Origin of the sequence: Solimonas soli DSM 21787 (assembly GCF_000474945.1) — a bacterium.
Lineage (GTDB): Bacteria > Pseudomonadota > Gammaproteobacteria > Nevskiales > Nevskiaceae > Solimonas > Solimonas soli.
In genome coordinates, this window is the sequence record NZ_AXDW01000017.1 from 81478 (window position 1) to 101344 (window position 19867).

General features: G+C 67.7%; 17 protein-coding genes and 1 tRNA gene. 8 read left to right on the forward strand and 10 right to left on the reverse strand.

The genetic code is table 11. The features are described from left to right. Position 1: 1 nt before the first annotated feature. Complete coding sequence (locus tag K344_RS21060; RefSeq protein WP_051362086.1) at positions 2–1606, reverse strand: sensor histidine kinase; 1605 nt, start codon at positions 1604–1606, stop codon at positions 2–4. A 22-nt stretch (positions 1607–1628) separates the two neighbouring features. Next, positions 1629–1829 (reverse strand): hypothetical protein, encoded by a 201-nt coding sequence (locus K344_RS21065; protein WP_043114215.1) that lies wholly within the window; start codon positions 1827–1829, stop codon positions 1629–1631. A 164-nt stretch (positions 1830–1993) separates the two neighbouring features. On the opposite strand from K344_RS21065, the gene sucC reads away from it, so the two are divergent. From sucC to K344_RS0109760, 3 genes are all read left to right on the forward strand, one after another. After that, on the forward strand, positions 1994–3157 hold the full coding sequence (sucC, locus tag K344_RS0109750; RefSeq protein WP_028080513.1) for an ADP-forming succinate--CoA ligase subunit beta: 1164 nt from the start codon (positions 1994–1996) through the stop codon (positions 3155–3157). 136 nt (positions 3158–3293) lie between these two features. Then, the gene (gene sucD / locus K344_RS0109755) at positions 3294–4169 is read left to right on the forward strand and encodes a succinate--CoA ligase subunit alpha (RefSeq protein WP_028080514.1); all 876 of its coding nucleotides are present in this window, start codon (positions 3294–3296) and stop codon (positions 4167–4169) included. A 183-nt stretch (positions 4170–4352) separates the two neighbouring features. Further along, the gene (locus K344_RS0109760) at positions 4353–5996 is read left to right on the forward strand and encodes an NAD+ synthase (RefSeq protein ID WP_028080515.1); all 1644 of its coding nucleotides are present in this window, start codon (positions 4353–4355) and stop codon (positions 5994–5996) included. Positions 5997–6108: 112 nt separating this feature from the next. Here the strand turns inward: K344_RS0109760 and K344_RS23005 are convergent, their stop codons facing one another. Next, positions 6109–7110, reverse strand: a complete 1002-nt coding sequence (locus K344_RS23005; RefSeq protein ID WP_051362087.1) for an outer membrane protein assembly factor BamD — start codon at positions 7108–7110, stop codon at positions 6109–6111. Positions 7111–7148: 38 nt separating this feature from the next. Between K344_RS23005 and rluD the strand changes: the two genes are divergently transcribed. The 5 genes from rluD to K344_RS0109790 all read left to right on the forward strand — a co-directional run bounded on the left by rluD (position 7149) and on the right by K344_RS0109790 (position 14300). Continuing rightward, entirely contained in the window at positions 7149–8132 is a 984-nt protein-coding gene (gene rluD / locus K344_RS0109770) for a 23S rRNA pseudouridine(1911/1915/1917) synthase RluD (protein WP_245586180.1), read from the forward strand. Next, the gene (gene pgeF / locus K344_RS0109775; RefSeq protein WP_028080517.1) at positions 8129–8869 is read left to right on the forward strand and encodes a peptidoglycan editing factor PgeF; all 741 of its coding nucleotides are present in this window, start codon (positions 8129–8131) and stop codon (positions 8867–8869) included. The genes rluD and pgeF overlap by 4 nt, the downstream gene beginning before the upstream one ends. 103 nt (positions 8870–8972) lie before the next feature. Further along, positions 8973–10379, forward strand: a complete 1407-nt coding sequence (locus tag K344_RS21075; RefSeq protein ID WP_051362088.1) for a DUF1329 domain-containing protein — start codon at positions 8973–8975, stop codon at positions 10377–10379. Between the two features lie 63 nt (positions 10380–10442). Further along, positions 10443–11459 carry a YCF48-related protein gene (locus tag K344_RS0109785; RefSeq protein WP_028080518.1) on the forward strand — a complete coding sequence of 339 codons (1017 nt, stop codon included), beginning with the start codon at positions 10443–10445 and terminating at the stop codon, positions 11457–11459. Between the two features lie 15 nt (positions 11460–11474). Next, entirely contained in the window at positions 11475–14300 is a 2826-nt protein-coding gene (locus tag K344_RS0109790; RefSeq protein WP_028080519.1) for an efflux RND transporter permease subunit, read from the forward strand. A gap of 60 nt (positions 14301–14360) precedes the next feature. On the opposite strand, the gene K344_RS0109795 is transcribed toward K344_RS0109790, so the two are convergent. From K344_RS0109795 to thiS, 7 genes are all read right to left on the reverse strand, one after another. After that, the gene (locus tag K344_RS0109795; RefSeq protein WP_028080520.1) at positions 14361–14957 is read right to left on the reverse strand and encodes an Arm DNA-binding domain-containing protein; all 597 of its coding nucleotides are present in this window, start codon (positions 14955–14957) and stop codon (positions 14361–14363) included. 133 nt (positions 14958–15090) lie between these two features. Further along, positions 15091–15166 (reverse strand) — tRNA-Phe (locus K344_RS0109800). 57 nt (positions 15167–15223) lie between these two features. After that, positions 15224–15502, reverse strand: coding sequence for an oxidative damage protection protein (locus tag K344_RS0109805; RefSeq protein WP_028080521.1), 279 nt, complete (start codon positions 15500–15502; stop codon positions 15224–15226). Next, positions 15499–16551: an A/G-specific adenine glycosylase gene (mutY, locus tag K344_RS0109810; protein ID WP_028080522.1), complete on the reverse strand. Its 1053-nt coding sequence runs from the start codon at positions 16549–16551 to the stop codon at positions 15499–15501. The genes K344_RS0109805 and mutY overlap by 4 nt, the downstream gene beginning before the upstream one ends. Further along, positions 16548–17129 carry an SRPBCC family protein gene (locus tag K344_RS23010; RefSeq protein ID WP_051362089.1) on the reverse strand — a complete coding sequence of 194 codons (582 nt, stop codon included), beginning with the start codon at positions 17127–17129 and terminating at the stop codon, positions 16548–16550. The genes mutY and K344_RS23010 overlap by 4 nt, the downstream gene beginning before the upstream one ends. After that, positions 17126–19399, reverse strand: a complete 2274-nt coding sequence (locus K344_RS0109820) for an AsmA family protein (protein ID WP_028080523.1) — start codon at positions 19397–19399, stop codon at positions 17126–17128. The genes K344_RS23010 and K344_RS0109820 overlap by 4 nt, the downstream gene beginning before the upstream one ends. 75 nt (positions 19400–19474) lie before the next feature. After that, entirely contained in the window at positions 19475–19675 is a 201-nt protein-coding gene (gene thiS, locus K344_RS0109825; protein WP_028080524.1) for a sulfur carrier protein ThiS, read from the reverse strand. Between the last annotated feature and the right edge of the window lie 192 nt (positions 19676–19867).

Here is a 19867-nt window from a genome sequence, read left to right on the forward strand (position 1 = left end):
TTCATTGCAGCGCGGCGCGCGGCTCGGGCAGGGAGAAGACGATGCGGAAGCAGGCACCGCGCGTGCGCGGCATGCAGCTCAGGCGGGCCCGATTGTATTCGCAGAGCTCGCGCGAGAGATAAAGGCCGAGTCCGGTGCCGGCATGGTGCGTGGTGAAGAAGGGTTCGAACAGGCGCTCGCGCAGTTCGGCCGGTACGCCGATGCCGTCGTCGCTGACGTCGAGATACGGCAGGCCGCTGGCGTCGTCGATGCCGGCTTCGAGCAGCACGTTGACCACGTTGTCGCGCGCCCCGTGTTGGAAGCTGTTGTCCCAGAGATTGCACAGCACCTGCTGCAGCTGGTCCGGCGCGAAGGCGACGTACAGCGACGCCGGCACGTCGCCCAGCTCGATCGGCCGCAACTGCTGCGGATGGCTCTCGTGATACAGCGCCGCGCCGCGGCGCAGCGCTTCGCGCAGCGGGATGCTCTGCCGCGTCGCCGCCTCGCGCCGGCTGATCTCCAGCACGTTGCGCACGATCTGCTCGATGCGCGCGGCGTGACGCTGGATCATGTCGAGCAGGTGGCGGTTGTCGGCCGGCAGCTCGGGCTGTTCGGCGAGCAGCTGGCCGGCCTGGGTGATGGCCGACAGGGGATTGCGGATCTCGTGCGCGATGTTGGCCGACAAGCGGCCGAGCGACGCCAGCTTCATCTGCTGCGCCTGCGCGCGCAGCGCCGCCGCGTCGTCGAGCATGATCAGCACCGGCGCATCCTCCGCCCAGCCGAGGCGCGTGAAGCGCGGCATCAGTTCGCGGCCGTCCGGGCCCTCGATGGCCGGCGCGGTCTCGAGATCGAAGCCGTAGCGCCAGTCGTCGAGCGCGGTCCGCAGCGCCGGCACGGCATCGGCGAGCAGCGCGTCGACGCGCGCGCGTCCGGCGGTGAGGCGCAGGGCCGCGGCGTTGGCGGTGCGCACGCGACCGTCGATGTCGACCACCAGCACGCCCGACTGCATCGCCGCGATGATGTTGTCGTTGAGCCGCGTGAGATTGACGAACTCGCTGCCGACGCGCTGCGCGACCGCCTCGCTGCGCCGCGCGCGCTGGCCGACCATGGCGGCGGTCAGGCCGCTGGCGAAGAACATCAGGCCGAGCAGGCCGGCCTGCGAATAGTCGCCGCTGTCGAACTGGCGGATGTGCAACTGGCGCAGTGCTTCCTCGCTGAATACCGACAGCGTCGCGGCGGCGGCGAGGAAGGCGGCCGAGCGCGGCGCCAGGACGAGGCTGCAGCCGACCAGCGGCGGCACCAGCAGAATGCCGAGGCCGCCGCCGACGCCGCCGGTCGTGTAGACGAGCAGGCCGATCGCCGCCAGATCGACGCCGAAATGCAGCAGTGTCTGCGCCAGCAGCGCGAGGCGCTGGTACAGCGACAGCAGCTGCAAGCCGAGCGCGAGCGCGGCGTAGGCCAGACAGCAGAAGCTGAAGAGCTTCGGCGGAACGTCGCGGAAATAGTCCGGCGCGAAGTTGAAGCGGAACAGGAACAGCAGCACCGCGACCAGCAGCAGGCGGTACGGGCCGAGAATCGCGAGGATGCGCCAGTCCTCGCTGCGGCCGGCCGCGTCCGCCCGGGTCATGGCGCTCGTCAAGCGGCGTCGCCTAGCCGCTGCAACGGCCGCAGCGCCCGCTGCGCGACAGCGAGCGCGCCGGCAGATAGGTGCCGCAGCCGGCGCAGCGGGCCATGGCTTCGTAGTGCGGCTCGTCCTGCGCCGGCGGCAGCGGCGCGCGGCTCGAGATTTTCAGCAGGCGCCAGAAGACGTATGCGGCGGCGGCCAACAGTAGCAGGCGGAACAGGTTCATAGATCGATGCGGCACGAAGATCGCCCATTCTATCGTCGCCCGCACCGCACAGCCGTGGTGCAGCTGCCGCCACGGCCAATGTCAGGGCAGGACTTTTTTGCGTCTGCGGCGGCGCTGCGCGAGAATGCCGCGCGCTACGCACGCCCCCTCTCTGGTAACAGGCAATGAATCTCCACGAATATCAAGCAAAAGAACTCTTTGCGCGCTATGGCATTCCGGTTCCGCAAGGCCAGCTGGCGTCGAGCCCGGAACAGGCTCGCGCGGCCGCCAAGGCGCTCGGCACCGAAAAGGTCGTCGTCAAGGCGCAGATCCACGCCGGCGCGCGCGGCAAGGCGGGCGGCGTGAAGCTGGTCGACGGCCCGGATGCCGCCGAGGAAGCCGCCAAGGGCATGCTCGGCAAGAATCTCGTCACCATCCAGACCGACGCCAAGGGTCTGCCGGTGAATTCGGTGTACGTCGAGAAGCCGTCGAACATCGCCCGCGAGCTGTATCTGTCGGCGCTGGTCGACCGCACGCAGGAGAAGATCGTGTTCATGGCCTCGCCGGACGGCGGCATGGACATCGAGAAGGTCGCGCACGAGACGCCGGAGCGCATCAAGCACGTGTTCGTCTCGCCGACCGCCGGCCTGCAGCCCTACCAGGCGCGCGAACTCGGCTTCTTCCTCGATCTCAACAAGGAGCAGGTCGACCAGTTCACCAAGGTCCTGACCGGGCTCTACAAGATCTTCACCGAATGCGACGCGTCGCTGGTCGAGATCAACCCGCTGATCGTCACCAAGGAAGGCAACATCGTCGCGCTCGACGGCAAGCTGAACTTCGACGACAACGCGCTGTTCCGCCAGAAGGAGATCGCCGCGCAGCGCGATCCCTCGCAGGAAGACGAGCGCGAGCGCCTGGCCTCGAAGTACGACCTCAACTACGTCACGCTCGAGGGCAACATCGGCTGCATGGTCAACGGCGCCGGCCTCGCCATGGCGACCATGGACATCGTCAAGCTGCACGGCGGCCAGCCGGCCAATTTCCTCGACGTCGGCGGCGGCACCACGGCGGAGAAGGTGACGGAGGCGTTCAAGCTGATCACCTCGTCGCCGGAAGTGAAGGCGATCTTCATCAACATCTTCGGCGGCATCGTGCGCTGCGATCTGATCGCCGAAGGCATCATCGCCGCGGTCAAGCAGACCGGCCTGAAGATCCCGGTCGTCGCCCGCCTGCAGGGCACCAATATGGAAAAGGGTCAGGCGCTGCTGCGCGAGTCGGGTTTCGCGATCACGCCGGTTTCCGATCTCACCGAGGCGGCCCAGACCGTCGTCAAGCTCGCCCAGGGGTGAGCCGGATCTGCGCCGGACTGCCTGGAATGGCAGTCCGGCCCGGCGAACGCGCGGCCATGCATGGCCGGGCCGGGGCCGGAAAGAATTGACTACCGTCGCGCCAGGGACGGCCAACTTAAATTTTCAGAGAGATGAAATGAGCATCCTCATCGACAAGAACACCAAGGTCATCTGCCAGGGCTTCACCGGCAAGCAGGGCACCTTCCACTCCGAACAGGCGATCGCCTACGGCACCAAGATGGTCGGCGGCGTGTCGCCCGGCAAGGGCGGCGGCAAGCATCTCAACCTGCCGGTCTTCAACACCGCGCACGATGCCGTCAAGGAAACCGGCGCCGACGCGACGATGATCTACGTGCCGGCGCCGGGCGCCGCCGACGCGATCCTCGAAGCGGCCGATGCCGGCATCAAGGTGATCATCTGCATCACCGAAGGCATCCCGGTCAACGACATGATCAAGGTCAAGGCCACGCTGCGTTCGCAGTATCCGGGCGCCGTGCTGGTGGGCCCGAACTGCCCCGGCGTGATCACGCCGGGCCAGTGCAAGATCGGCATCATGCCGGGCCACATCCACAAGCCGGGCAAGATCGGCGTCGTCTCGCGCTCGGGCACGCTGACCTACGAAACCGTCTACCAGACCACGCAGAACGGTCTCGGCCAGTCGACCTGCGTCGGCATCGGCGGCGATCCGGTGCGCGGCATGGGCTTCATCGACGTGATCGCGCTGTTCGAGAAGGACCCGCAGACCGAAGGCATCATCATGGTCGGCGAAATCGGCGGCTCGTCGGAAGAAGAAGCGGCGGCCTACATCAAGACCAACGTCAAGAAGCCGGTCGTCGCCTACATCGCCGGCGTCACCGCGCCGCCGGGCAAGCGCATGGGCCATGCCGGCGCGATCATCGCCGGCGGCAAGGGCACGGCCGACGAGAAGTTCGCGGCGCTTGAAGCGGCCGGCGTCAAGACCGTCCGTTCGCCGGCCGATCTCGGCGCGGCGATGCTGTCGCTGCTCAAGTAGCGCAGTGAGCAGCGTGGAGGGCGATGGCTTCGGCGAGGACTGACTCAATGTCAGTCCGAGTTGGGCCCTCGCCCATGCGCATGCATGGGGATCCCGGCGTCGCGAATCTGCGCGCTGCTCGCGGTGCACTGAGAAACGGCGGCCCTCGGGCCGCCGTTTCGTTTACAGGCTAAAGTTCCGCTCATGTCGAAACCGCTCAAACTCGCACTCGCGCAACTCAACCTCTGGGTCGGTGACGTCGAAGGCAACGTCCAGAAGATCATCGACGCCGCGACGCAGGCGCGCGACGTGCTCAAGGCCGATCTGGTGGCGACGCCCGAGCTGTCGCTGATCGGTTATCCGCCGGATGACCTGTTGCTGCGCTCGGCGATGCCGCGCGTGATCGGCGATGGCGTGCAGCGCCTGCTCGACGAGGTGCGCGGCATCACCGTCGTGGTCGGTCTTCCGGAGTACGCCGAGGAAGCCGGCGAGAGAGTGATCTACAACGCCGCCTACGTGATCCGCGACGGCCGCATCGTCGCGCGCACGCGCAAGCAGCTGCTGCCGAACTACGGCGTGTTCGACGAGCGCCGCCACTTCCGCGCCGGCCGCGCCGGTACGCTGGTGTTCGAGCAGAACGGCGTGCGCGTCGGCCTGTGCATCTGCGAGGACCTCTGGGGTCCGAATCCCGCCGCATCGGCGAAAAAGGCCGGTGCCGAGCTGCTGCTCAACATCAATGCTTCGCCGTTCGATATCGGCAAGACCGCCGGCCGCCGCCGCGTGTTCGATTCGCGCGTCGCCGAGTCCGGCCTGCCGATCGCCTACGTCAACTGCGTCGGCGGCCAGGACGATGTGCTGTTCGACGGCGACTCGACGGCCATCGACGGCGACGGCCGCATCGCCTTCTTGGCGCCGCTGTTCGAGGAGGGCGTGTTCGCGCTGCGCTTCGCCGACGGCCGCTGGCAGGGCGGCGCGCGGCGCGAGGAGCAGCCGCTCGAGGCGGTCGTCTACAAGGGGCTCGTGCAGTCGGTGCGCGACTACGTCAATCGCAACGGTTTTCCCGGTGCGCTGATCGGCCTGTCGGGCGGCATCGATTCGGCGCTGGTGGCGACGATCGCCGCCGACGCGCTCGGCGCCGAGCGCGTGTGGGGCGTGTCGCTGCCGTCGCGCTACACGGCGGACATGTCGAACGACGACGCGCGCCGGGAAGCCGAGGCGCTCGGCATCCGCTATTCGATCCTGCCGATCGAGCCGACCTTCGAGACCATCACCAGCACACTTGCGGAGACCTTCAAGGGCAAGGCCGTCGACCTGACCGAGGAGAACATCCAGTCGCGTTCGCGCGGCGTGCTGCTGATGGCGCTGTCGAACAAGTTCGGCCACGTCGTGCTGACGACCGGCAACAAGAGCGAGATGGCGGTCGGCTACTCGACGCTGTACGGCGACATGTGCGGCGGCTTCGCGCCGATCAAGGACGTCTACAAGACGCTGGTCTACAAGCTCGCGGTCTACCGCAACGCGATCGCGCCGCCCGGCCGGCCGGTCATCCCGGAACGTGTCATCACGCGGCCGCCGAGCGCCGAGCTGCGCCCCGACCAGAAGGATTCGGATTCCCTGCCGCCATACGAGGTGCTCGATCCGCTGCTCGAGCTGTACGTCGAAAACCAGCTGTCGATCCCGGAAATCGTCGCGCGCGGTTTCGACGAGGCGACCGTCAAGCGCGTCGCCGGTCTCGTGCGCCGCTCCGAGTACAAGCGCCGCCAGGCGCCGCCGGGACCGAAGGTCACGCGCTGCGCGTTCGGCCGCGAGCGCAGGTATCCGCTGACCGCCGTCTACGGCGACATCTGATCCGCCTTCCCTGGCGCGACGGCAGCGTCTCCGGCGATCTGAACGTCGCCCGCGCGGCGTCCTCGACGAAAATGCCCGCTGACGCGGGCATTTTTGCGCACAGGACCCGCGACTACTGTTGCGGCGGCTTCTGCGAAGCCGGCGACTGCGAGGCGTCGCTGGCCGGCGGCAGCGTCGGCGGCGTGGCGGGCGCGCTCGGGCCATCGGCGCCGTTCTGCATGCCCTTGATGATGTCTTCGCTGACGTTGAAGTCATTGTGCGAGCGGAAGTCCAGCGTCACCACGCGCACGAACCAGTTCTTCTTCTTCGGCATCTTGCCGGTCTTGAGGAAGTTCGAGCGCGCCGCGGCGTCGATGTAGGCCTGGTGCAGCTGGTGCGCGTTGGCGGCCTGATCATTGAGGCCGATATTCCTGTAGGCCGTCTCCAGCGCCGTCAGTGCCTCGAGCGTCGCCGGCGAGCCCGGGTACTGCGCGACGATCTGTTCGGCGCGCCGCGCGGCGGCGATGTAGGCGCCGCGCCGCATGTAGTAGCGGACCACGGTCATGTCGTGATCGGCGATGCGGTTGCGCAGGTCGATCATGCGCAGGCGCGCGTCGCCGTTGTAGCGGCTGTTCGGGTATTTCTGGATCAGCAGCTGGAAATCGTCGAAGGAGCGACGCAGGTTGGTGATGTCGCGCTTGGACACGTCGATGCCGAGCATCGCCTCGAAGCCGCGGTCGCGGTCGAAATTGATCAGGCCCTTGAGGTACTGGACGTAATCGGCGTTGGCATGGCGCGGGTAGTCGCGCAGGAAATGGTCGGCGTCGGTCAGCGCTTCATCGGGCTTGAAGGCCCGGTATTCGGCGTAGACCTTCTCGAGCTGGCCCTGGATCGCGTAATCGGTGAAGGGGAAGCGCTTGGCGAGGTTGTCGTAGCGCTCGGCGGCCGTGCCGTAATCGCTCGAATCGAGCGCGTCGCGCGCCGCCGCGTACAATTGCGCGGCCTGCGCACGCTGCTCGCGCTGCGAAACCTGTTCCGGTTTGAACGGATTGCGGCCCGGCAGCTTGTCCGGGTTGGAGCTGCACGCAGCGAAGCCGATGGCCGCGAGTGCCACGGCGAAGTGTCTGAGTTTCATTGATTGCAAAACATCCAGCGATGTCCCCGGAGTATAGCTTGAGCCCCGCCCACACGGACGAAGAAGACCTGTCACTGAGCGCGGAGGTTCCCGAGCACCTCGACGGCGGGCGTCTCGACCTGGCCTGCGCGCGCCTGTTCGACCAGTATTCGCGGGCCCGCCTGCAGACCTGGATCGAGCGCGGGCGCGTGCGCGTCAACGGCCGCACCGAGCTGAAGACGCGGCTGCCGGTCGCGGTCGGCGACCGCATCGAGCTCGACGCCGAGCCCGAGGAGGACAGCGGCATCACGCCGCAGGACATCCCGCTCGACGTGGTGCTGGCCGACAAGGCGATCGCCATCGTCAACAAGCCGGCCGGGCTCACCGTGCATCCGGGCGCCGGCCAGCGCGCCGGCACCCTGCAGAACGCGCTGCTGCATCACTTCCCGCAGACGGCGGCGGTGCCGCGCGCCGGCATCGTGCATCGGCTCGACAAGGACACCTCGGGCCTGCTGGTCGTCGCGCTGACCCTGAAGGCGCACCATCGTCTGGTCGACGAGCTGGCGCGTCGCGAGTTCACGCGCGAATACGACGCCATCGTGCAGGGCGAGATGATCGCCGGCGGCACCGTCGACGCGCCGATCGGCCGTCATCCGCGCGATCGCCTGAAGATGGCGGTGGTCGACGACGGCCGGCCGGCCGTCACGCATTACCGCGTGCAGGAGCGCTTCGCGCAGCACACGCATCTGCGCGTGCGTCTCGAAACCGGCCGCACGCACCAGATCCGCGTCCATCTCGCCCATATCCGCAAGCCGATCGTCGGCGATTTTTCCTATGGCGGACCGATGCGCGGCGCCGGCCTGCCGGCGTCGCTGCGCGAGCTGCTGAAAGCGTTTCCGCGCCAGGCCCTGCACGCCCGCGAGCTCGAGGTCACGCATCCGGCTAGCGGCAAGCGCGTCGGCGCCATCGCCGAACCGCCGGCCGACATGCAGGAACTGCTCGCCCTGCTGCGCGCGCACGCGCGCGGTGAACTCAAGGCATGAACGCCGCCGCCTTCCTGCACGCCGACTGGCCGGCGCCGGCGGGCGTGCATGCGCTGCAGACGACGCGGCTCGGCGGCGTGTCGGCGGGACCGTATGCGAGCCTCAATCTCGGCAGCAACACCGCCGACGATCCGGCGCGGGTCGCGAGCAATCGCGCGCGCCTGCGCGCGGCGCTGGCCCTGCCGCGCGAGCCGGCCTGGCTGCGTCAGGTGCACGGCTGCACGGTCGTCGACGCGGCGACGGTCGCCGGCGAAGCGCCGGCCGCCGACGCCGGGCAGAGCGGCCTGCCGGGCGTGGTCTGCGCGGTGCTGACGGCGGACTGCCTGCCGGTGCTGTTCTGCGCCGACGATGGTTCCTGGGTGGCCGCCGCGCACGCCGGCTGGCGCGGTCTGGCGGCCGGCGTGCTCGAGGCGACGCTGCGCTGCGCGCCGCTGCCGCCGGCGCGGCTCATGGCCTGGCTCGGCGCGGCGATCGGTCCCGGTCATTTCGAGGTCGGGCCGGAAGTGCGCGAGGCGTTCGTCGGCGCCCGGCCCGAGGCCGGCGCCGCCTTCGCGCCGGGCCGCGGCGATCGCTGGCAGGCCGATCTTTATGCCCTGGCGCGCCTGCGTCTGGCCGGCGCCGGTCTGCTGCGGGTCCACGGCGGCGGCTTGTGCACCTATGCGGACGCCGTGCGCTTCTACTCCTTCCGCCGCGAGCCGCACACCGGCCGCATGGCGGCGCTGATCTGGCGCGATTGAGGCGCCGTCGGCTTTGCCCGGCTGACCGGCGGTCTTTGCGCTCGGGCGATGGCCGCCGCGCGCGGCGCTGCCTACACTGGCCGCCATGGTCCGAGAACGAGGAGTGGACCGGAGCGCCACGATAACGAGAAGGCGCGCTCCGTCAGCGTGGCTGCTCTGTGCCGTCGCCGTCGCCTGCGGTGCGCCGGCGGCTGCGCGTGCCAATGCCGCGCCGCAGGATGTCGCGCAGCTCGGCGCGCGCCTGACGCCGTTCGGCGCCGAGGCGGCCGGCAACGCCAGCGGCAGCATCCCGCCGTGGATCGGCGGGCTCACGGCCGTGCCGCCGTGCTTCGCGGATTCGCATGGCCGCTACTGCGATCCGTATGCCGACGACGCGCCGCTGTTCGTCGTCACCGCCGAGAACGTCGCGCAATACGCCGATCTGCTCAGCGCCGGCCAGCGCGCCCTCCTGGCGCGCTATCCGGACAGCTTCCGCATGCGCGTGTTCCCGACGCGGCGCAGCTTCGCCAATCCGCCGGCGGTGTACGCGGCTTCGGTCGCCAATGCCGCGCGCGCCTTCCTCGACGAGGGCACGCTGCGCGACGCGGCGACCGGCGTGCCGTTCCCGCTGCCGGCCAACGGCGCCGAGGCAATGTGGAATCACCGCCTGCGCTGGCGGCCGCTGGTCAGCGAGCGTCTGGCGACGCAGTTCGTCGTCGCCGCCAGCGGCGAGAAGACGCCGACGCTGATCCGCGAGCGAATCCGCTTCCCGTATGGCGCCGACGGCTACGATCTGAAATCGGCGCGCGGCGTGCTGACGCGACTGATGCGCTGGGTCGAACAGCCGGCGAGCCTGGCCGGCGTCGGCATGCTGATCGACGATGTCGCGCGGCCCGCCGATCTGGCGCGCCATGCCTGGCAGTTCGGCAGCGGCGCCGAGCACGTCGAGCGCGTGCCGAATCTCGGCTACGAGACGGCGGCGATCGCCAGCGACGATCTCGCCAGCAACGATCAGCTCGACACCTTCTTCGGGCCGCTCGACCGTTACGACCTCAAGCTGATCGGCAAGCAGGAACTGCTGGTGCCGGCGAACAGCTATGCGCTGCACGACGAGACCGTGTCGTACGGCGATCTCGTCGGCCCCCGGCATCTCAATCCCGAGAAGACGCGCTACGAGCGGCGTCGCGTCTGGGTGGTCGACGCCGTGGTCGCGCGCGGCCGCATTCATCCGTACCGGCACCGCCGCTTCTATCTCGACGAGGACGGCTGGCAGATCCGCATCGTCGACGTCTATGACGCCGACGACGAACCGTGGCGCGTGCAGGAGGCGCACACGGTGATGGCCTACGACCGGCAGTACGAATTGCCGGTCGCACAGACGGTGTACGATCTGAAGGACAGTCGCTATCTTGTGCAGTCATTGAACAACGAAGGCGCGGAAGTCTCCTATCCGGAACTGGACGCCGCCGACTTCGACGCGAGCGAGCTGGCGCGGCGCGGAAGAAAACTGAATCGTGCCGCGCAACGCTAAGGCGCGCATGGGGAACAAAGAATCATCTCTGAAGCGGCGACGGCCGCGTGCGTTGGGGGTTTCATGAACGTGAACAAGGTGTGGAGCTTGGCCGGCGCGCTCGCGCTCGGCCTGCTGTCCGGCGGCGCGGCCTACGCGCAGGACGAAGGCGGCGGCGACAGCGCCGACAAGCCGGCGAACCAGGGCAGCGTCAAGCCGATGCCGGCCGAGATCATGCCGCGCACACCGCAGTCGCTGCTGCTCGACATCAAGAACACCGGCGCGCATCTGGTCGCGGTCGGCGACCGCGGCGCGATCCTGGTCTCCAACGACGGCAAGAACTGGGCGCAGGTCGACGTGCCGGTGCGCGCCGCCTTGACGGCCGTCGCCTTCGCCGACCCGCAGCACGGCTGGGCGGTCGGCCATGACGCGACGGTGGTGGCCACCAGCGACGGCGGCCGCAGCTGGAAGCTGCAGAACTTCCAGCCGGAACTGGAGAAGCCCCTGCTCGGCGTGCTCGCGCTCGATGCGCAGCACGTGCTCGCGGTCGGTGCCTACGGCCTGATGATGGAAACCAAGGACGGCGGCGCCAGCTGGAACGCTGTCGACACGCACGGCTTCAATGACGAGGAACTGCACCTCAACTCGATCGCCAAGCTCAACAACGGCGATCTGTTCATCGCCGGCGAGCAGGGCCTGCTCGCGGTGTCCACCGACGCCGGCGCGACCTGGAAGAAGGAGGATTCGCCTTACGAGGGTTCGTACTTCGGCGTGCTGCCGCACGGCGAGAAGGGTGCGCTGATCTACGGCCTGCGCGGCAACGTGTACCTGAGCGACGACGCGCGCGCCGGGCGCTGGAGCAAGCTCGAGACCGGCACCGTCGCCTCGATGTTCGGCGGCGCCGCGGTGCCGGGCGACGGCGAAGTGCTCGTGGGTCTGAATGGCCTGGTCATGCTGGTTTCCGGCAAGGGCCAGCCGACGCTGGTGCAGGCGCCGGCCGGCACGCCGCTGTCGGGCGTGCTGCCGTACGGCAACGATCTTCTGCTGGCGGTCGGCGAGTCCGGCGTGCAGGCGATCAAGCTCGACAATCCGCTGCAGTAGAACGGGCCCGCATCCATGAGCAACGACCACGAACTGACCCGCACGCAGCGCGTGCTGCGCGCCATCGAACCGCTAATCTACGCCAGGCGCGGCTTGACGATGGCAATCCTCGTCATCGCCACTGTTTTCCTGTTCTGGCAGATGATGCACATCAAGCGCGACGCCGGCTTCGACAAGTCGATTCCGCTCGAGCATCCGTACATGCAGGTGCTCAAGCAGTACATGGCGGAGTTCGGCGGCGCCAACACGGTGCTCGTCGCGCTGATCCAGAAGCCCGGCAAGGGCGACATCTACAACGAGAAGTTCCTGGCCTCGCTGAAGACGGCGACCGACGAGCTGTTCTTCCTGCCCGGCGTCGACCGCTCGCGCGTGTCGTCGATCTTCACGCCGGACGTGCGCTACATCGAGGTCATCGAAGGCGGCTTCGCCGGCGGCAATGTCATTCCCGCCGACTACCAGCCGACCCAGGAATATTTCGACAAGGTGCGCGCCAATGTCGGCAAGGGCGGCCACGTCGGCCGCTACGTCGCCAAGGACCAGAACGGCGCGATGATCTACTCGGAGCTGCTGGAGATCGATCCGGTCACCGGCGAGAAGCTCGACTACGCGCAGGTGGCGGACGGCCTCGAGGAGAAGCTGCGCGGGCGCTTCATGAGTCCACGGAAGATCCTCTACAAGCTGAAGAAGGACAAGGGTTCGCTGAAGGCCGGCACGCAGGTCGCCGAGGGCTTCGTCGACTACGGCTGGAAGCTCGCGCTGAAGGACTTCAAGGTACAGGATCCGCAGGATCCGAACGCGCCGCCGATCGTCGTGCACGGCTACGAGGTTTCGACCGAGCAGGTCGACAATCCGCAGTACAACCCGGACGTCGACGTGCACATCGTCGGCTTCGCCAAGGCGGTCGGCGACGTCATCGACGCCACCATGCAGGTCGTGCTGTTCTTCCTGCTGACGCTGGTGATGACGCTGATCCTGCTGTGGCTCTACACCGGCAGCTTCAAGCTCGCGGTGCTGCCGCTGATCTGCTCGATCACCGCCGTGATCTGGGAATTCGGCCTGCTGCGCCTGATGGGCAAGGGCCTCGATCCGTTCGCGATCCTCGTGCCCTTCCTGATTCTCGCGGTATCCGTCAGCCACGGCGTGCAGTACGTCAACGCCTGGGTCGGCGAGATCACCATGAACCGCCGCAACAGCTTCGACGCCTCGCTCGAAACCTGGCGGCGGCTCGCCATCTACGGAACGATGGCGATCATGACCGACGTCGTCGGCTTCGCGCTGATCGGCCTGATCCCGATCGACATCATCCGCGAGATGGCGCTCAACGCCACGCTCGGCATGCTGGCGATCATCATCACCAACAAGGTGATGATGCCGATCATGCTCACCTGGGTCGACATCGGCGATCCGGTCGCCTTCCAGGCCAAGCAGGACCAGCGCGACGGCATCTTCGATCCGCTGTGGCGCTGGATCTCCGGCATCGTGCAGCCCAAGCCGGCGATCATCGCCATCATGATCGGCGCGGTGCTGTACGGCTGGAGCTTCTGGAAGGGCGAGGAACTGCAGGTCGGCGACAGCCAGAAAGGCGCGCCGGAGCTGCTGCCGGATTCGCGCTTCAACAAGGACATGGTGGCGATCACCGACAACTTCTCGATCGGCACCGACATCTTCAAGATCGTCGCCGAGATGGACCCCGAGTCCTGCGTGCGCTACGACATGATGGAGCAGATCGACCGCTTCGACACGCAGATGGAGAACACCGTCGGCGTGCAGGGCGTGATGTCGCTGCCCTGGGCGGCCAAGCAGGCCAACTCGGCTTTCTCCGAAGGCTCGCCGAAATTCCGCGTGCTGCCGCGCAACCAGTACACCATGGTGCAGGCGATCACGCCGATCCCGACCTCGACCGGCCTGCTCAACCAGGATTGCTCGGCGCTCGCGGTGTTCGTGTTCACCAAGGACCACACGGCGGCGACGCTGGAGCGCATCGTCGACAAGACCAAGGCGTTCAACCAGAGCAACGCCGCGGAGTTCTATGAAACGCACAAGGACGTCGACGCCAAATACTGCGGCGACAAGCTCGAGGCGCGGCGCGAGGTCGGCGTCACGCGCGTGAAGATGGAGAAGTACGTCGAGAAGCTGAAGAAGAGCGGCAAGAAACTCAGCGACGAAGACATCGCCAACAACGGCACGGTCAAGGATCTGACCGCGAAGTTCGACGCCGCCAAGGACAAGCTCAAGGGCATGGACAAGGCCTGCCCGGTGAACTTCGCGCTGGCCACCGGCAACGTCGGCGTGATGGCGGCGACCAACGAGGAAGTGCATCGCCTCGAGCGGCCGATCCTCTACATCGTCTACTTCGGCATCGCGATCTGCGTGTTCCTGTCGTTCTTCGAGCTGAAGTCCATCGTCTGCATCATGCTGCCGCTGTCGGTGGTGTCGTTCATGGCCTACGCGGTGATGGTGCTGCTCGGCATCGGCATGAAGGTGGCGACGCTGCCGGTGGTCGCGCTCGCCGCCGGCATCGGCGTCGACTACGGCATCTACGTGTACGCGACGCTGGCCGATGCCACGGCCGGCGGGTATCGGCTGCGCGACGCCTACTTCAAGACCCTGAAGATGACCGGCAAGGCAGTGGTCTTCACCGGCATCACGCTCGGCATCGGCGTGGCGACCTGGCTGTGGTCGGGCCTGCAGTTCCAGCGCGACATGGGCAAGCTGCTGGTCTTCATGTTCACCGCCAACATGTTCGGCGCCATCCTGCTGCTGCCGGCGATCGCCTCCTTCCTGCTCAAGCCGAAGGAACTGGCGCCGGGCGAGGAGCCGGTGTTCAAGCCGCGGCACTGATCGCCGCATCGCCAGGACCTCTCCGGCTGCATCGAATGGCCCGCCTCGCGCGGGCCATTCTCATTCCCCAATTTGTAGGCGCTCAAATGAGCGCTGCGGCAGTTCCTGCGCCCGCCTTATCCGGGGAGCCAGTCTTGTGCTGCATGTCCGCCCTTCCAAATCGGGGCGCGAGGCTCGCCATTCGAGCATGTGCGTCAGTGCGTAGGCTGGTGTCCAGGTACTCAGAACCTTCTGCTGCTCACGTTCCCGCTGCTTGGCCTCTGCGGCGTCTGCCTTGGCGCGCAGTTCCTCGGCGGGGTCTACCCCCTTCGCCAGTGCGTCACGTAGTGCCACGGCCTCAGCGCGAGCCTTGGCGACGCTGATGGCGCCCTTGCCCTTGGCTCGCCCGATGGTGCGTTTGACCAGCTTGCCTTTGGTGGTGCCTTCGCCGCCACGCACACGCCCGTGGAAGAAGAAGACGATGGTGCCTTGTCGTGTCCGTCGCAGCTTGAAGCCCGGAACCTCAGTGTCTTGGACGTACTCGTCCCGTTCCGACTTCGGCCGCTTCGCCAGTCGGTCAATGGTTGCCTTGGTGATTTCCTCTGCTGGTGCGGGTTCCGGTTCAACGATGGCCGCTTCGTCGTTGTTCACCACCAGCTTCAACATGCCCTTGCTCATGCCTTGTGCCCTCAATAGCCCGCGTGGGAACACGGGGGGAACATAGAACGGCACGCACAGCAAAACCGCACGCGCCACGATGGCCGGTGCGATTGAGCAACATCAAGGGTTTACAGCCTCTCACGACACCAAATGGTGGCCGGGGACGGAATCGAACCGCCGACACGGGGATTTTCAATCCCCTGCTCTACCGACTGAGCTACCCGGCCGGGTGCTGCGGGCCGCGTATTAAAGCGGCGGGCATCGAGCGCGTCAAGCGACGTGCTTCATTCGCGCGTCGGCGCGGGCGGCACATAGCCGGTCTGCGTCAGCTCACCGCCGAAGAAAAATTTCTCCATCTCCTCGCTGAGCTGCTTGCGCGCGCTGGCGTCGGCGAGCTGCAGGCGGTATTCGTTGATCAGGCGCGTCTGGTGCTGGACCCACATCTGCCAGGCCTGCTTCGACACCTGCTCGTAGATACGCTGGCCGAGCGCGCCGGGCATCGGCGGACGATCGAGACCTTCGGCATCGATGCCGAGCTTGACGCAGTGAACGGTACGGCTCATCGGGAATTCGCCTTGTGCAGGGAGTCGAGCATTTTACGGATCGGCGCCGGCAGGCCCAAGCGCGCGAGCTGCCCGGCGTCGAGCCATTGCCAGCGGTCTTCGGCAATGGCGCCGCCGTGCGCGGCGGCACGCACGCGCATCGGCGTCAGCTCGTAGTCGAAGTGTGTGAAGGCGTGCGTGAACGCCGGCAGTGGCTGCGGCGCGTCGCCGCGCAGCGCCTGCGCATGCAGCCAGTCGGCGAGCGGCGGATCGCTCTCGCCGAGCAGCGGCGGGCACCAGAGGCCGCCCCACAGGCCGCTCGGCGCACGGCGCTCGAGCAGCAGGCGGCCATCCGCGTCTTCGATGAGCAGCAGTTGCGCCCGTCGCTGCGGTCGCGCGCGCTGCGGCTTGGCGCCGGGATACTGGGCGACGGTGTCGCTGCGCCGCGCCACGCAGTCCGCGGCGACCGGGCACAGCAGGCATTTCGGCTTGCGCGCCGTGCACACCGAGGCGCCGAGATCCATCAGGGCCTGCGTGTAGTCGGCGAGGCGTGCGTGCGGCAGGCGCGCCTCGGCCTCGGACCAGAGTTTCTTCTGCACGGCCGGCACGCCGGGCCAGCCGGACACGGCGGCGTGCCGCGCGAGCACGCGGCGCACATTGCCGTCGAGGATCGCGTGACGATCACCGAAAGACTGCGCGAGGATGGCGCCGGCCGTCGAGCGGCCGATGCCGGGCAGGGCGGCGACCGCATCGATGTCGCGCGGGAACTCGCCGCCGTGCTCGGCGACGATTACCTGCGCGCAGCGATGCAGATTGCGCGCCCGCGCGTAGTAGCCCAGGCCGGCCCACAACGCGAGCACCTCGTCGAGCGGCGCGGCGGCAAGCGACGGCAGATCCGGAAAGCGTTCGAGGAAGCGCGCGAAGTAGGGGATGACGGTGTTGACCTGCGTCTGCTGCAGCATGATTTCCGACAGCCACACGCGATACGGCGTGCGCGGGTGCTGCCACGGCAGGTCGTGCCGGCCGTGGTCGTCGAACCAGGCCAGCAGGCGTTCCGCGAAGGGTTTCATGGCGACAGCGTACCTTGTCCGCGCTCGCGCGCGAGGCGTTCGATGCCTTGCGCGGTGGCTTGCGCCTGCCGGCGCATGGTGCGTTCGATCATCCAGGGGCCGAGCAGCGGCGGCACCCAGAAATCGGGCTCGAGTTCGGCCTGGAACCACAGGCAGGTCTGCGCATCGCAACGGTCGAGCCGCCAGGCGGCGAGGCCGTAGCGCAGATTGCTGAGCGCGGGGATCACCGTCGCATCGAGACGCCAGCCTTGCGCATCGGCGGCGTCGCGCACGTCCTGCACCTGATGCAGGCGGGTGCAGAAGAAGCTGATGCAGACGCGCACCGTCGTGCGCCAGCGCTCGCCGCCGGCCGCGGCCGGCGCCTGCGCCTCGACGTCTTCGACGGCGTCGTTGATGCGCGGCAGATTGCGGAAATCGCGGAACACCGCATAGGCATCGGCCGCCGGCACGTCGAGCCGGGCGCGCAGCTCGATACGGTAACGCGCGTCCTCGTGCGTCACCTCGAGCGCGTCGACCGTCGCCGCGCGCACCGGCGCGACGGCGAGGCCGCAAAGCAGCAGCAGCGCCGCGCGCCTCACGGATTCGACGACGGCTCCGTTTGCGGCTCCGCCGGCTGCTCGGTGCTCTGGTCCTTTTTCTTTTTCTTGCCGAACAGCAGCTCGTTGAGCTTGTCGTTGATCTTCTGCTTGACCTCGGGATCGGCGAGCTTCTCCTTGATCTTCTCCTGCGCCTTCTGCTTCACGGCGTCGCCGATCTCGACCTTGTACTTCGGCTTCCACAGGCTGCCGGTGAGGCGGATCGGGATCGTCACGCCGTTGAGCTGCGTGAGGTCCTTGCCGCCCTGGCCCTTGCTGGTCTCGACGATGGTCGGCTTGGCCGTGTAGTTGATGGTCTCGTCGACGAGGTTGATGTCGCCGGTGCCGCCGACGCGGAACAGCGGGCTCGCGGCGCTGAGGTCCTCGCTGTGCAGGATGCCATTGTTGATCGTGCCGCTGACCGAGATCGTCGTGAAGTCGGTTTCCGGCGCGCTGCTTTCGCTGTAGTCGAGATTGCCGGCCATGGCCGCCTGCGCCTTGCGGATCAGCGCGCCGAGATTGAAGCCCTTGACCGCGCCGTTGCGCGCCTGCGCGGCGAGCTTGCCGTCCAGCGTGCGCCGCAGGTCGCCGACGGTCTTGCCGCGGCCCGACAGATCGGCACTGAAATCGGCGACGCCGCTCACCGAATCCTTGCCGGTGAAGTCGAGAAGGAACGGTGCCGCCTGGAAGGAGGACAGCTGCGTCTTCAGGGCATAGCCCGGGGTCGCGCCGGGGCTGTAGCGATGCGCCAGCGTGACACTGCCGCCGTAGAGCTGCGCGCTGAGATTTTGCTCCTTGGCCGCGCCCGCGCCGCGGCCCGTCAGCTTGAGCCGGATGTCGCTGAGCTTGAGGTTCTTCACCTTGAGCTTGCCGATGTCGAACGTGCCTTCGGCGTTGAGCTTGTTCAGCGTATCGCCCGGCAGTTCCACGGCATTGATGTCCTTCTTCTCGCCGGACGCGGTCTCGACCTTGCCCTCTTCCTTGGCCTTCGGCGGCAGATAGCGATCGAGGTCGATGCTGTCGACCTGCAGTGCAAAGGCCATCGCCAGCGTCGCGAAATCCTGCACGCTGAAGCTGCCCTTGAGCCGGGTCTGGTCGAGCGTGATGACGACGTTCTGCAGCGCCACGCTCTTCGGCGTGCCGCCGATCTGCGCGTTGAAGCTCGCCTGCGCCAGTGCCTGCGGATCGGCCGTGTTGAGCTTGATGCCGAAGTCCGCCAGCAGCTTGCGCGGGCTGAACGGCGCGATCGTCAACGGTCCGGCCAGCTTCGGGCTGTCGCCGTTGAGGCCGCTGCCGGCGATATCGCTGCTCAGCGTCAGATCGGCGGCCTGCAGCTTCACGTTCTGGAAGCGCAGCGCGCCCTGCGCGAGGTTGTAGGCGAGATCGCCGCCGAGGCGGACGGTCTGACTGCCGTTGGGGATCGCCTTGCCGCCGAGCTTGGCCTCGAGCGCGAGCTGGTTGAGGTTGAAGATCTTCGCGCCGAGATCGGCGACCAGGCGGGTCTTGAGCGTGCTGTCGATGTCGTAGCCGAGCGCCTTGCCGCGGACGCCGAGCTTGAGGCCCTCGGTGTCGAGCTTCTTCGTCTGGAAATCCGGCTTGATGGTGCCGGACAGCGTGACGTCGGCCTGCGCCTCGGGCGCCTTGGACAATACGGTCGCCGACAGATCCACGTCGAAGGGATCGCGCGCGCGCAGCGAGCCGGTCTTCAGCTTCAGCTTCTGCAGCTCGTAGTGCTTGCCGGCCTGCGCGTCGTCGTAGACGACCGCCGCATCGTCAATCTTCACGCCGTCGATATCGATGCTGTCGAGCGAGAACTGCGATTCCGTTTCGCTCTTCGGCGCGCTCGGCTCCTTCGGCTTTTCTTCCTGGTGCTTGATCAGGTCCTGCCAGTTACTGACGCCTTCAGCGTTCTTCGCGAGATTCAGATGCAGGCCGTCGAGCTCCACCGCGCTGACCTTGATCTGCTTGTCGAACAGCAGCGGCATCAGCTGCACGCCGACGCTGACGTTCTTCACCTCGGCGAAGGGCCGGTCGCCGAAGCCGGCCGCGTTGCCGAGGCGCGCATCGGCGAGCGAGACCCGCAGCCAGGGGAAGATCTTCAGCTGGATGTCACCGAGCGTCAGCTCGCGTCCGGTCTCGTCCTTCACCGCGTCCTGGATGCGGCCGCGGTAAGCGTTCGGATCGAACAGCAGCACGGCGGCGACCAGCGCGGCGATCACCAGCAGCACGATGCCGCCGAGGACGAGAAGGGCGATTTTCAGCGGTTTGGCCATGAGCGATCGGATCCTGGCGGCGGGTCAGCGGAGTCTAGTGCGGGCGTCTGGCCCGCGCATGAACGGCGCCCGGCCTCAGCCGCCGCCGATCGCCTGCACGATCAGCACCTCGTCGCCGTCGCGGAGCAGCGCCGCCGCGTGCCGCGAGCGCGGCACGATGGCGCCGTTGAGTTCGACGGCGACGCGCCGCCCGGCCAGCTGCAGCTCGGCGAGCAGGGCTTCGATGCTGAGGGACGTGGCGAGGCGGCGGGGTTCGCCGTTGACGGTCAGCTGCATGGGTTTTTGGGGCGATTACTGCGTGCGCGACGACGCTGGGACCAACATGGTCGCCGCTGGGGCCGCGCAGTTCAATGGCGCAAGGTCCCGTGTGTGCGTCGCCCCGTAGGAAGCTGGCTTCTGGCCCGGTAGCGGTGGCAGCGCTCCCGGCCCGCCGTGGCGATGTGGTACGGATAGGCGTGCGGCAGCATG

Bases quoted from the DNA above. Each gene is read 5' to 3' on its own strand.
- K344_RS0109760 (WP_028080515.1), top strand. From the start codon at position 4,353: ATGTCGAAACCGCTCAAACTCGCACTCGCGCAACTCAACCTCTGGGTC.
- K344_RS0109795 (WP_028080520.1), bottom strand. From the start codon at position 14,957: ATGAGCAAGGGCATGTTGAAGCTGGTGGTGAACAACGACGAAGCGGCC.
- thiS (WP_028080524.1), bottom strand. From the start codon at position 19,675: ATGCAGCTGACCGTCAACGGCGAACCCCGCCGCCTCGCCACGTCCCTC.
- sucD (WP_028080514.1), top strand. From the start codon at position 3,294: ATGAGCATCCTCATCGACAAGAACACCAAGGTCATCTGCCAGGGCTTC.
- K344_RS0109785 (WP_028080518.1), top strand. From the start codon at position 10,443: ATGAACGTGAACAAGGTGTGGAGCTTGGCCGGCGCGCTCGCGCTCGGC.
- K344_RS0109820 (WP_028080523.1), bottom strand. From the start codon at position 19,399: ATGGCCAAACCGCTGAAAATCGCCCTTCTCGTCCTCGGCGGCATCGTG.
- mutY (WP_028080522.1), bottom strand. From the start codon at position 16,551: ATGAAACCCTTCGCGGAACGCCTGCTGGCCTGGTTCGACGACCACGGC.
- K344_RS23005 (WP_051362087.1), bottom strand. From the start codon at position 7,110: ATGAAACTCAGACACTTCGCCGTGGCACTCGCGGCCATCGGCTTCGCT.
- K344_RS0109805 (WP_028080521.1), bottom strand. From the start codon at position 15,502: ATGAGCCGTACCGTTCACTGCGTCAAGCTCGGCATCGATGCCGAAGGT.
- sucC (WP_028080513.1), top strand. From the start codon at position 1,994: ATGAATCTCCACGAATATCAAGCAAAAGAACTCTTTGCGCGCTATGGC.
- pgeF (WP_028080517.1), top strand. From the start codon at position 8,129: ATGAACGCCGCCGCCTTCCTGCACGCCGACTGGCCGGCGCCGGCGGGC.
- K344_RS21065 (WP_043114215.1), bottom strand. From the start codon at position 1,829: ATGAACCTGTTCCGCCTGCTACTGTTGGCCGCCGCCGCATACGTCTTC.
- K344_RS0109790 (WP_028080519.1), top strand. From the start codon at position 11,475: ATGAGCAACGACCACGAACTGACCCGCACGCAGCGCGTGCTGCGCGCC.
- K344_RS21060 (WP_051362086.1), bottom strand. From the start codon at position 1,606: ATGACCCGGGCGGACGCGGCCGGCCGCAGCGAGGACTGGCGCATCCTC.